We start from the raw sequence: 12,403 nt of genomic DNA on the forward strand, positions 1-12,403 counted from the left end.
CCCGCCCCGAGGCCACCGTCCAGATCCATCCTGCCGCTGCCGGGTCGCTGGGCATCACCGCCGGCGCGTTGGTGTCGGTCTCCAACGAACGCGGCGAGGTGGTGTGCCGGGCCGAGCTCAGCACCGCCATCCGGCCCGAAACCGTGTTCCTGCCGTTCCACTTCCCCGGGATGGAAAGCGCCAACCGACTCACGGAAGCCAGCACGGACCCCATCTCCGGGATGCCCGAATTCAAGTTCAATACCGTGCAGGTCCGGCCCGTTGCCGTACCCGTTTCGACCAACGCGCACCAGATGTCGGAGGCCTCATGAGCGAGCAGACAGTCATTGTGGGATTCGGGCCCGTCGCGGCCCGGCTGGTGGATGAACTCCTGCCGGCCGTCCGTTCCGGCCAGGTCCGGCTCACGGTGGTGGGCGAGGAAAACGAAGCCGCCTACAACCGGGTCCTGGTCGCTGACCTGGGCGTGGGCCGGACCACCGCCGATGCCCTCGCCCTGGCGGATGCCGCGGCCTTGGCCGGGGACGGCGTTGACGTCCGGCTGGGCACCCGGGTCCGCCGGGTGGACAGGGCCCGGCAGCTGGTCATCCTCGCGGACGGCAGCACCGTCCACTATGACCGGCTGGTGTTCGCCACCGGTTCCCGGCCCGTCATCCCCAACCTCACCGGCATCAACCCGGACCCCACCTCGCCGGTCCTGCCGGCCGGTGTGACGGCGCTGCGGGACCTCCGCGATGCCGGGGTGCTGCGCCAGGCCGTGGCCGGCGGCAAACGCGTGGTGGTCCTGGGCGGTGGCGTCCTGGGCCTGGAAACCGCGCTGGCCGCGGCGGAGGAAGGCGCCACCGTCACGGTGGTGCACAACGGCCCGCACCCGTTGGGGCGCAACATCGACAGGGGCGGCGGCGCCGTCCTGGCCGCGGGCCTGCGGCGCTGCGGCGTTCGGGTGGCCGGCAACGCGCGGTCCACGGGCGTTGAGCACAACGCGCCCGACGGCGGGTTCTCGGCACTGCTCCTTGACGACGGTTCAGCGATTGACGGGGACCTCCTGGTCCTCTCGTGCGGCGTCCGGCCCCGGTCGGAACTGGCCGAAGGCTGCGGCCTGTCCACCCAGACCGGCATCCTGGTGGACCATCGGCTCCGGGCGCACCACGAACCGCACATTTTCGCGATCGGCGACTGCGCCGAGGTGCGCTGCCCCGACCCGGACTGCACCGACTGCCGCAACGCCAAGGGCCCCTCCGGCCTGGTGGGACCGGGCTGGCGGCAGGCCGAATGGCTTGCCGAATACCTGGGCCTCCTGGCCGCGGGGCTGGTTGAGGACGCGGAAGCGCTGCCGGCCCTGCCGCCGGAGCAGGCAGGAGTGGTGGTGCTCAAGGCGCGCGGCATGAACATGGCCGTGGCCGGGGACAACAGTGCCGATCCGTGGGACGACGAGGCACTGTCCGCCGGTGCCGTGAATGGCAGGCCGCGCCTGCAGATTGCCCAGTGGGCTGATCCCGAGCACGGCCGCTACGTCAAAATGACCACCCGCGGCGGTGTCCTGGCAGGCCTGGTCTCGGTGGGGATGCCACGGACCGCGGCCGAACTTGTGGGTCTCTTTGAACGCGGCGCCGAACTGCCGGCGGACCGGTCCCTGCTGCTGCGCCTCGATGGCCCGGACCAGCTGCCCGTTACCGCCGATCCGCAGGGAACCGTGTGCCGGTGCGCCGGTGTCAGCGGTGCGGTGATCCAGGACGCCGTGGCGGGAGGCTGTGCCACCGTTCCCGAGGTTTCCAAAGCCACCCGGGCGGGAACCGGTTGCGGCGGTTGCCACGACGACATCCGCGGGCTGATCGAAAAACACTTCCAGGCGGTCCCGGCCGCCTGAGGAACCCCCCGAACCCTGAGGCCCTTCCCTTCCCGCCCCGAAGCTCCTAAGATTCCCGCACGGGATCCGTCCCGGGGGTTGCAGGCCTGCGCTGGGCAGTGTCAGGGTTTGCACCGGATCGGCATGCGCCTGTGGCCTGGAAGTTTCAGCACTTCTAGAGATCGAGGAAAGCTATGCGCAAAACATCATTAATTGGTGCTGCCATCTGCACGGCGGCATTCATCGGCCTGCAGGCCGCCCCGGCCATGGCGGCCGGGCAGATTGAACGAGGGCCAGCCCACGCCAACTCCATCTGCTCGTTCTCTGGTCAGAACGACACTCCAGATGATCCTGTGGAAGGCGGCCGGGTCCAGTCCTACGGCCAGATCGTCAAGGCCGGCGGCAAGGCAATGGTGCCAAGTCCTGGCCTGCTCTGCAACGGCCATAAGTTCCCCTACCCCGAGGCCTTCGAAGGCATGGGGCCGTAGAGCCCACCCCGTTGGCCCCCGGTCCAGGGGGCCAACCCTGCCCCGGCACGTGCCTAGGCTGCGTCCTTCGGAATCAGGACCCAGAGGATGATGTACACCAGTTCCCCGATGCCCACCACACCAAAGATCACAAAACCCAGCCGGACCAGGAATTTTGGCAGCCCGAACCGGGCGGCGAGGGCAGCGCAGACGCCGCCGATGATTTTTCCGCGGCGGGGCCGCACCAGTGAAGTTGCCATGGGCCTAACCTACATGTGAACGTGCAGGCGGCGCGCGGCTTCCGAGATGGACCCCGTTAGGGACGGGTAGACGGTGAAGGTGCTGGCCACATCATCAACGTGCAGTTTCTGCTTGACGGCGATGGCGATCGGGAAGATCAGCTCGGAAGCGTTGGGACCCACCACCACCCCGCCGATCACGGTTCCGGAGCCCTTCCGGGCGAAGATCTTCACAAAACCGTCGCGGTGGTTGCGCATCTTGGCCCGGGCGTTGCTCCGGAGCGACAGCTTGATGACATCGCCCTGGTACTTGCCGGACTCGATCTCGGCTTCCGTCACGCCCACGTTCGCGATCTCCGGTGAGGTGAAGATGTTGGACGCCACCTGGTGCAGCTTCAGCGGGGTCACGCCGTCGCCCATAAAGTGCGCCACGGCGATGCGGCCCTGCATGGCGGCCACGGACGCCAGCGGGAGCACTCCCGTGCAGTCGCCGGCAGCATAGATGTTCGGGGCGGTGGTGCGGGAGACGCCGTCCACCTTGATGTAACCGCCGTCGCTGACCGCCACACCGGCCTCTTCCAGGCCGATGCCGGCCGTGTTGGGAATGGAGCCCACGCAGACCAGGCAGTGGCTGCCGGTGACCTTGGACCCGTCGCCCAGCGTGACCACCACGCCGTCCTCCGTGCGTTCCACAGCCTCGGCGCGGGAGCGGGACAGCACGCGGACGCCGCGGCGTTCGAAGACTTCCTCCAGGACCACTGCCGCGTCGACGTCGGAACCCGGCAGCACGCGGTCGCGGCTGGAGATGAGGGTGACCTTGGAGCCCAGGCCGTTGTAGGCGGAGGCGAATTCGGCGCCGGTCACGCCGGACCCCACCACAATCAGGTCCTCGGGCAGCTCGTCCAGATTGTAGATCTGGGCCCAGTTCAGGATCCGTTCGCCGTCGGGACGGGCGGTGGGGAGCTCTCGCGGGTGGGCCCCGACGGCCAGCAGGATGGTGTCCGCCTCGACCGTCTCGGTGCCGTCGGCGGTGAGGACCTCGATGGTGTGGTCATCCAGCAGCCGGCCGGAACCGGTGAGGATCCGGACGCCCTGCAGGGCCAGGCCGTCGTGGATGTCCTTGGACTGGCTCCGGGCCAGGTTCAGCAGCCGGTCGTTGATGTGCTTGAGGTCCGCGCGCATCACGGGAACAAAGTCGCCGCCGTCGACGTCGAACTTCACGCCCAGTTCGCCGGCCTCGCCGACCCGGGTCATCAGGTCAGCCGTGGCAATGAGGGTTTTGGACGGAACCACGTCCGTGAGGACTGCGGAGCCGCCCAGGCCGGCACGTTCGATGATGGTGACCTGCGCCCCCAGCGAGGCGGCCACCATGGCGGCTTCGTACCCGCCCGGACCACCTCCCAGGATTGCGATCCGGGGTGAACTGAAATCTGGGTGCGTAGTCACAATCAACCATTCTCGCCCCTGTTCCGCCGAACCACCAAAGAAACCGTTCTCTCACCAAACCCCACCGAAAGGTGGGCCAGGCCCGGGGCGGCAGGATAGCTTGTACCAGTGAGTACAACAGACTTCCTGAACACGGATCCCTTCGCCGCCGCCCAGGCCGCGGCCGACTACATCGCCGAGGAAACCGGCGTCGACAGCCATGACGTGGCCCTGGTCCTCGGCTCCGGCTGGGGCGAGGCGGCCGGCCTGATCGGCGAAACCACCGCCACGCTCTCCGCCGCGGAGGTCCCCGGCTTCCACGCCCCGGCGGTGGAAGGCCACGTGGGCACCATCCGGTCCATTCTCACCAAGGACGGCAAACGGGCCCTGGTCCTCGGCGCACGCACCCACTACTACGAGGGCAAGGGCGTGCGTGCCGTGGTCCACGGGATCCGCGCCGCCGCCGCTGCAGGCTGCAAAACCCTGGTCCTCACCAACGGCTGCGGCGGGCTGAACGAAGCCTGGACCCCGGGAACGCCGGTCCTGATCAGCGACCACATCAACCTCACCGCGGCCTCGCCCCTGGAAGGGGCCACGTTTGTGGACCTGACCGATCTCTACTCCGCGCGGATCCGGGACCTGGCCCGGGAAGTGGACCCCACCCTGGACCAGGGCGTTTACGCCCAGTTCACGGGTCCGCACTACGAAACCCCCGCGGAAGTGCAGTATGCCAAGCGGATCGGGGCGGAACTGGTGGGCATGTCCACGGCGCTGGAAGCAATCGCCGCGCGGCACGCCGGCATGGAAGTCTTCGGCATCTCCCTGGTCACCAACCTCGCCGCCGGCATCAGCCCGCAGCCACTCAGCCACCAGGAAGTCATCGAATCCGGCCAGGCCGCCGGCCCGCGGATCTCCCGGCTCCTCGCGGACATCATCACCAAACTCTGAACCACGTGCGGGGCCGCAACCAGGCTGGAAAAAGCCCAGCATCCGGCCGGTTGCGGCCCCGCAGTGGCTGAAACGGCAGCCCAATGACGATAGCGTTAGGGGCATGACGACCCCCGCTGCCGAGTCCCGCCTGCTCACCGAGGCCCGTGAATGGGCCGCCCAAGACCCGGACCCGGCAACGTCCGCCGCCCTCCTTGAGTTGCTCCGGCGCGATGGGGAGGGCGATCCCGCCGCCCGGCAGGAACTCGCCGACAGCTTCAGCGGCACCCTCCAGTTCGGCACCGCCGGCCTGCGCGCAGCCCTCGGCCCCGGCCCCAACCGGATGAACCGCGTGGTGGTGCGCCGCGCCGCCGCCGGTTTCGCGGCGTTCCTGCTGGCTGCCGTAGCTGAGGCTGCGCCCGGAACCCGGCCGCGCGCCGTCGTTGGCTACGACGCCCGGCACAATTCCGACGTCTTCGCCGCCGAAACGGCGGCGATCTTCACCGCAGCGGGGATTGAAACGTTCCTGCTCCCGGCGGCGCTGCCCACTCCCCTGCTGGCCTACGCCGTCCGCGCGCTCGGATGCGACGGCGGCGTGATGGTCACCGCCAGCCACAACCCGCCCCAGGACAACGGCTACAAGGTCTATCTGGGCCGCCACGCGGTGCCGGAAAGCGGCAACGGCGCCCAGATCGTGGCCCCGTTCGACGCCGCAATCGCCGCCCACATCGACGCCGTGGGACCGCTGGCGGGCATCGCCCTGGCCACCGAGGGCTGGACCGTCCTGGACGGCTCCCTCGCCGCCGCGTACCGGGAAGCCACCGCCGGGCTGGCCCGCCCGGACCGGTTCCCGGCCCGGGACCTGCGGATCGTCCTGACCCCGCTGCACGGGGTGGGCGGGGCCACCGCACTGGCTGTCCTTAACGCCGCAGGTTTCCAGAACGTCACCCTGGTGGCGGAGCAGGCCGAGCCGGACCCTGGCTTCCCCACCGTCAGTTTCCCCAACCCGGAGGAGCCGGGCGCCCTGGACCTGGCACTGCAAGCCGCAGAGCGGCTGGACGCGGACATCGTTATCGCCAACGACCCCGACGCCGACCGGGCCGCTGTAGCTGCCAAGGACCCGGATACGGGTGCCTGGCGGATGCTCCGCGGCGACGAAGTGGGTGCGCTGCTGGGCGCGCACGTCGCGGCCAGGTCCGCCAACGCCGACGGCACCCCGGAAGGGGAACACCGGGGCGTCTTTGCCAACTCGATTGTGTCCTCCCGGCTGCTGGCCCGCATCGCCGCCGCAGCCGGTTACGACCATGAGGAAACCCTCACCGGCTTTAAATGGATTTCCCGTGTTCCCGGCCTGGTGTACGGCTACGAGGAAGCGCTGGGCTACTGCGTGGCCCCGGACCTGGTGAAGGACAAGGACGGTATTTCCGCCGCTGTCCTGATCGCCGAGCTGGCCGCCGCCGCAAAAGCGGACGGCCGGACAGTTTTTGACACGCTGGATGACCTTTATCTGCGGCACGGGCTGCACGCGAGTGACCAGCTGAGTATCCGCGTGGCGGACCTGGGGCTGCTGGATGCCATGATGAACCGGCTCCGAGTCTCCCCACCCGAATCCTTTGCGTCCTCCGCAGTGGAGGTCTACACGGACCTGGCGGAGGGCAGCCCGCAGCTGCCGCCCACGGACGGCCTCCTGTATGTCACCCGGGACCTGACCCGGGTGATCATCAGGCCCAGCGGCACCGAGCCCAAACTCAAGTGCTACCTCGAGGTGATCCAGCACGTGGAGTCCGCGGCTGAGCTTCCGGCCGCCCGGCAGGCGGCGCGTTCGGCACTGGACGCGGCCCTGCAGGATGTCAGCGAAGCCCTCGGCCTGTAGCGGCCGGAACGCTGCGGCGGCCTAGAGCTCGACTTCCAGGAAGCCGCCGGCCAGCCGCGTACTGAACGTGTCCAGGGCAAGGCCCGGGCTGGTCAGGCATTCGCCGGTCTCGAGGTCATAGACCTCTTTGTGCAGCGGCGAGGCGATGGTCGGCCGCAGGCCCCGCGAGCCCAGGATGCCGCGCGCCATCACGTGGGCCCCGGTGGCCGGGTCCTCGTTGGCGACGGCGAAAACCTCACTCGCGCCGGTACGGAAGACCGCCACCTGGCGGCCGTCGACCAGCGCCGCCTCACCCCAGGACAGTTCGAGGTCCTCAACGGCGCAGATGCGGTGCCATCCGGCGGTGGGGCGCGTTCCGGCGTCGGCCGTTGCGGTCCCGGGTACCCCAAGTTCCAGTGTTGCCGTCATGTCCGGCTCCTCTCCCTGTGCTTGTTATGCCAGTCTCTGGCAGCCGTTGCGGCCACGTTCCACGCTAGGCGGCGGGTGTTTCAGCGGGGTGCGGCGAATGTGTCCGGCGCGTAAAAGACACCTAACCCGCCGGGAAATGCGTTCGTGATGCAGAAGTTAAGTTCGCGAAACAATTGGGAAACTGAAGCGAAACTGCCGCTTCCTACTGTTGAGGGAAAGCTCGACAGAAAAGGTTGCAGGCAAATCCGCTGCGGCCCATGCGAAAGGCCCTCCAGTGACCGAACAGACTTCCCGTACAGAGACACCGCGCCGCGTCGTCGTCGCCGGCGGCGGGCCGGCAGCCCACCGCTTCGCCGACGCCATGCACACCCGCGGCCTGGACGGCTGGGATGTCACGGTCCTCACCGAGGAGGTGCACCTGCCGTATGACCGTGTTGCGCTGTCAAAGGCCCTGACAGACAGCAGCGTGGACCTGACCCTGGGGACAGCGTCCATGTGGGACCACAACGCACTGACGCTGAAGAGAGGCGAGCGCGTGGTGAAGATCGACGCCGCAGCCAAAACCGTGCAAACCGCCGCGGGAAGCAGCTACCCCTACGACCACCTGGTGGTGGCCACCGGTTCCGACGCCGCCCGGCTGCCCATTCCCGGGGCCGCCTACACCCACGTGTACCGCACCCTTGAAGACGTGTGGGCCATCAACAAGGCCATCGCCGACCTCACCGCCAAACTGGGCCGGAAGGTCAACGCCGTCACCATCGGCGGTGGCCTGCTGGGCCTGGAGTCCGCGGCCGGCACCGAGCAGCTCGGCGCCAACCCCATCGTGATCAACGGCTCGCCCTGGTTGATGAACACCCAGCTCGACGAAGGCGCGGGCCAGGCCCTGGGCCGCCTGATCGAGGCCAAGGGCTTCACCGTCCACGGCGGTGTGTTCCCCACCGAGGTTTTGGCGGACGACGACGGCCAGGTCACCGGTGTCCTGATGGCCGACGGCCGCACCATCGAGGCGGACCTGGTGATCGTTGCGATCGGCGTTAAGCCCCGCGACGAGCTTTTCCGCGCTTCCGAGGGCGAGGAGCAGGTGTTCAGCCTGGGCCAGCGCGGCGGCGTGGTGATTGACGATTCCTGCGCCACCGAGGTTGAGGACATCTGGGCCATCGGTGAAGTGGCCAACTTCGAGGGCATGTGCCTTGGCCTGGTGGCCCCGGCCAACACCATGGCCGAGATCGTCGCGGACCGGCTGCACGGCGGCGCGGCCACGTTCCCCGGCTTCGACACCGCCACCAAGCTCAAGCTCTCCGGCGTTGACGTGGCAAGCTTCGGCGACGCGTTCGCCCGCACCGAGCACTCCCTCGAAATCGTCTACGCGGACCCCGCCCGAGGCGTCTACCAGAAGATCGTTACCACCGACGATGCCAAGACCCTCCTGGGTGGCATCTTTGTTGGCGACGCCACCCCGTACACCTCGCTGCGGCCCATCCTGGGCCGCGAACTGAGCGCGGAACCCGGCGCCTACCTGACCGCTGCCGGCGGCGGCGACGCCCCCGAAACCGAACTGCCGGACGACGCCATCCTCTGCTCCTGCAACAACGTCTCCGCCGGAACCATCCGCGACACCGTCAACGGATGCGGTGCCTGCGACGGGAACGCCCCGGTGCAGGAACTCGGCGAGCTCAAGGGCTGCACCCGCGCCGGCACCAGCTGCGGCTCCTGCGTGCCCATGCTGAAGAAACTGCTGGAAACGGAACTCACCAAGTCCGGCGTCGAAGTATCCAAGGCCCTGTGCGAGCACATCGAACTGTCCCGCCAGGAACTCTTCGAAACCATCCGCGTCCTGGAACTGACCTCCTTCGAGGAGGTCATGGCCAAGTGCGGCACCGGCGCCGGCTGCGACATCTGCAAGCCCACCATCGCCAACATCCTGGCCAGCCAGAACAGCGCCTACGTGCTGGACGCCGGCCGCGGCACCCTGCAGGACACCAACGACCGCGCGCTGGCCAACATGCAGAAGGACGGCACCTACTCGGTGGTCCCCCGCATCGCCGGCGGCGAAATCACCCCCAAGAAGCTCGGCGTCATTGCCGCCGTCGCCGAGAAGTACAACCTGTACACCAAAATCACCGGCGGCCAGCGGATCGACATGTTCGGTGCCCGGCTCGAGGAACTTCCGGAAATCTGGAAGGAACTGGTGGACGCCGGCTTCGAATCCGGCCAGGCCTACGGCAAGAGCCTGCGCACCGTGAAGTCCTGCGTCGGTTCCACCTGGTGCCGGTTCGGCGTCCAGGACTCGGTGGCCATGGCCATCCAGCTTGAGCTCCGCTACCGGGGCCTGCGCAGCCCGCACAAACTGAAGATGGGTGTCTCCGGCTGCGCCCGGGAATGCGCGGAGGCCCGCGGCAAGGACGTCGGCGTGATCGCCACGGCGGACGGCTGGAACCTGTACGTTGGCGGCAACGGCGGGGCAACCCCGGCGCACGCCCAGCTCCTGGCCAAGGACCTGGATGACGAGACGCTGATCAAATACATCGACCGCTACTTTATGTACTACATCCGCACCGCGGACCGGCTGCAGCGCACGGCCCGCTGGCAGGAGGAGCTCGACGGCGGCATCAAGCACGTCGAGGACGTGGTGGTCAACGACACGCTGGGCATCGCGGCGGACCTCGAAGCAGCCATGGCCAAGCACGTGGACACCTACCAGGACGAATGGGCCGACACCCTGAAGGACCCGGAGCGCCTGCGCCGGTTCCGGTCGTTCGTCAACGCCCCGGACCAGAAGGATGATTCCATCACCTTCGTCCCGGACGAGCGCGGCCAGATGCGCCCCGCCACCGCCCAGGAAAAGGCCAAGGTCCTCATCGGTTCCTCCATCCCGGTCCGTTCCAGCAACACGAACGAGGTATAGCCATGCAGCTCTCCATCGACCTCACCGGCCGTGAAGTCCTGGTCACCGGATCGGACGCGGCAGCCCGCCAGGCTGTCAGGCGCTACGAAGCCGCCGGCGCCGTGGTATCCCGCCTCAGCACCCCCCAGGGCGAGGACCACAACGGTCCGCTGCCGGAGCGCCCGTTCCTGGTGGCCGCCGTCGACGACGGCCAGCCCGGCTGGGACCTGCTCCTGGACCGCTGCCGTGCCGCGGGCATCCCCGTAGCCACCGAACCCGCCGCCGGCGCACCGGGGCACGTCACCCTTGTGGGCGGCGGGCCCGGCACCACCGATCTCCTCACCGTGGCGGCCGTGAAGGCCCTGCGCGATGCGGACGTGGTGTTTTATGACCGCCTTGCCCCGTACCAGGAGCTCCCCACGCTGACCTCAGCCGTGCTGGTGGACGTGGGCAAGAAGCCCGGCCACCACAAGGTGGGCCAGGCCGACATTGAAAAACTCATGGTGGACGCGGCCCTCACCGGCAACAACGTGGTCCGGCTGAAGGGCGGGGACCCCTACGTGTTCGGCCGCGGCGGTGAGGAAGTCGCCGCGTGCGTGGCCGCCGGTGTCAAGGTCTCAGTGGTCTCCGGCGTCACCAGCGCCATCTCCGTCCCGGCTGCCGCCGGCATCCCCGTCACCCACCGGGAAGTCAGCCACATGTTCACGGTGGTTTCCGGCCACGCCCCGCTCACCGACAAGGAACACCACCACCTGGCCGGCCTCGGCGGCACCATCGTGGTGCTGATGGGGGTGGGGACCCTGCACCAGCTGGCAGCGGGCCTGCGCCGCGCCGGGATGCGGGCGGACATGCCCATGGCCGTGGTGGAACGCGGCTACCGGCCCGGGCAGCGCACCACCATCGCGGACCTCGGCACCATCACCACGGCGGCCGCCGGCTGCAGCAACCCCGCCGTCCTGGTCATCGGCGAGGTGGTCAAGGTGGCGGAAGCCAACAACGGCCACGCCGAAGCCGCCGCCGATTTAGACAGGCTGGCGGCCTCGCTGCTCGGTTCGTGAAAGGATTGACCCCCATGAATGCACTTGCACCAGCCGAGGCACCGCAGGTTGAGGAAACACCCGGCGCACCGGAGTCCCCGCTGGAAGGATTCCGCATCGGCGTGACCTCGCACCGTCGCTCCCAGGACCTGATTGAGGCCCTGGAACGCCGCGGCGCCGAAGTGCTGCACGCGCCCGCCCTGAAAATCGCCCCCGTCCAGGAGGACATGCGCCTCATCGAGGACACCCGGACCATCATCGCCGCCAAACCGGACCTCTGCATCGCCACCACCGCCTACGGCATGCGCCGCTGGTGCGAGGCCGCTGACTCGTTCGGGATCGGCGACGAACTGCTGGAAACCCTTGCCGCGTGCCGGATGTTTGTCCGCGGTCCCAAGGCCCGCGGCGCCGTCCGCGCCGCGGGGCTGGCCGACGTCGGCATCAGCAGCGACGAAACCACCGCAACACTGGTGGACATGCTGCTGGCGGAAGGCGTCCGCGGCAAAACCGTGGCCGTGCAGCTGCACGGCTACACGGATGTCCGGCAGCTGGAACGGCTCCGGATGTCCGGGGCCACGGTCCTGACCGTGACCCCGTACCGCTGGGTGAAGCCCGACGGCGAGGACCGGCTGCCGCGCCTCATCGAGGCCGCCTGCAGCGGGAACCTCGATGTCCTCACCTTCACCAGCGCCCCTGCTGTGGACGCCATGTGGAGCACCGCCCACGAAATGGGCGTCTACAAGCAGTTGATCGAAAGCCTCAAAACCACCGTCACCACCGCAGTGGTGGGTCCCGTCACCGCCCAGCCCTTGCTTGACGCCGGCATTACCCCGCTGGTGCCGGAACGCTTCCGCATGGGTGCACTCATCCGGCTGGTGGTGGAGCACCTGGCCCTGAACCATGTGCGCCGCCTGGACACCCGCAGCGGGAACATCGAGCTCCGGGGCCGCAGCCTCCGGATCGACGGCCAGCCCGTGGAACTGGCCCCGGCTCCCCTGCTGCTGCTGCGGGCGCTGCTCGGCGCGGAAGGTGCCGTCCTGTCCCGCGATTCGCTCTCGGACCTGCTGGAGCTCCGCGGTTCCGTACACGCCCTGGACATGACTGTCAGCCGGCTCCGCTCCGCCCTGCCGGATGGCCGGCTGGTGGAAACCGTGGTCAAGCGGGGCTACCGGATCCGGGTCTGACCCCCGCCGCCGGAGCTGCCGGGACACTGTTCCAAGGCCATATGTGTCCGGCTCCGGCGGATTGAGAGCTGGGTCACGGGTTCTGTTACCAGCCGGTAAACATTGGCGAACGCACC

General features: G+C 68.7%; 11 protein-coding genes. 8 read left to right on the forward strand and 3 right to left on the reverse strand.

The genetic code is table 11. From position 1 onward, the window contains the following. The 3 genes from ACU18_RS08155 to ACU18_RS08165 all read left to right on the forward strand — a co-directional run. The coding region (locus ACU18_RS08155) for a molybdopterin dinucleotide binding domain-containing protein (protein ID WP_331456832.1) at window positions 1-311 on the forward strand (311 nt) is incomplete at its 5' end. After that, entirely contained in the window at window positions 308-1,864 is a 1,557-nt protein-coding gene (locus ACU18_RS08160; protein WP_050685049.1) for an FAD-dependent oxidoreductase, read from the forward strand. The genes ACU18_RS08155 and ACU18_RS08160, both read left to right, overlap by 4 nt. Before the next feature lie 173 nt (window positions 1,865-2,037). Next, window positions 2,038-2,331: a hypothetical protein gene (locus ACU18_RS08165; protein WP_050685050.1), complete on the forward strand. Its 294-nt coding sequence runs from the start codon at window positions 2,038-2,040 to the stop codon at window positions 2,329-2,331. Between the two features lie 53 nt (window positions 2,332-2,384). On the opposite strand, the gene ACU18_RS08170 is transcribed toward ACU18_RS08165, so the two are convergent. Both ACU18_RS08170 and ACU18_RS08175 read right to left on the reverse strand, forming a co-directional pair. Beyond that, on the reverse strand, window positions 2,385-2,570 hold the full coding sequence (locus ACU18_RS08170; RefSeq protein WP_050685051.1) for a PspC domain-containing protein: 186 nt from the start codon (window positions 2,568-2,570) through the stop codon (window positions 2,385-2,387). A 9-nt stretch (window positions 2,571-2,579) separates the two neighbouring features. After that, entirely contained in the window at window positions 2,580-3,995 is a 1,416-nt protein-coding gene (locus ACU18_RS08175; protein ID WP_050685071.1) for an NAD(P)H-quinone dehydrogenase, read from the reverse strand. A 108-nt stretch (window positions 3,996-4,103) separates the two neighbouring features. On the opposite strand from ACU18_RS08175, the gene ACU18_RS08180 reads away from it, so the two are divergent. Together ACU18_RS08180 and ACU18_RS08185 are read left to right on the forward strand one after the other, a co-directional pair. Beyond that, window positions 4,104-4,922, forward strand: coding sequence for a purine-nucleoside phosphorylase (locus tag ACU18_RS08180; RefSeq protein WP_050685052.1), 819 nt, complete (start codon window positions 4,104-4,106; stop codon window positions 4,920-4,922). Window positions 4,923-5,025: 103 nt separating this feature from the next. Then, the gene (locus ACU18_RS08185) at window positions 5,026-6,774 is read left to right on the forward strand and encodes a phospho-sugar mutase (protein ID WP_050685053.1); all 1,749 of its coding nucleotides are present in this window, start codon (window positions 5,026-5,028) and stop codon (window positions 6,772-6,774) included. Window positions 6,775-6,795: 21 nt separating this feature from the next. On the opposite strand, the gene nirD is transcribed toward ACU18_RS08185, so the two are convergent. After that, window positions 6,796-7,182 (reverse strand): nitrite reductase small subunit NirD, encoded by a 387-nt coding sequence (gene nirD / locus ACU18_RS08190; RefSeq protein WP_082178244.1) that lies wholly within the window; start codon window positions 7,180-7,182, stop codon window positions 6,796-6,798. Between the two features lie 274 nt (window positions 7,183-7,456). On the opposite strand from nirD, the gene nirB reads away from it, so the two are divergent. From nirB to ACU18_RS08205, 3 genes are read left to right on the forward strand one after another with little or no spacing between them, the layout of a single operon-like run. After that, window positions 7,457-10,087, forward strand: a complete 2,631-nt coding sequence (gene nirB, locus ACU18_RS08195; protein ID WP_050685054.1) for a nitrite reductase large subunit NirB — start codon at window positions 7,457-7,459, stop codon at window positions 10,085-10,087. A gap of 2 nt (window positions 10,088-10,089) precedes the next feature. Continuing rightward, a complete protein-coding gene (gene cobA, locus ACU18_RS08200; RefSeq protein ID WP_050685055.1) occupies window positions 10,090-11,124 on the forward strand; it encodes a uroporphyrinogen-III C-methyltransferase in 1,035 nt (344 codons plus the stop codon). A 14-nt stretch (window positions 11,125-11,138) separates the two neighbouring features. Continuing rightward, window positions 11,139-12,287 (forward strand): uroporphyrinogen-III synthase, encoded by a 1,149-nt coding sequence (locus ACU18_RS08205; RefSeq protein WP_050685056.1) that lies wholly within the window; start codon window positions 11,139-11,141, stop codon window positions 12,285-12,287. Window positions 12,288-12,403: the final 116 nt, after the last annotated feature.

The organism is Arthrobacter sp. ZBG10 (assembly GCF_001238605.1).
GTDB lineage: Bacteria > Actinomycetota > Actinomycetes > Actinomycetales > Micrococcaceae > Arthrobacter.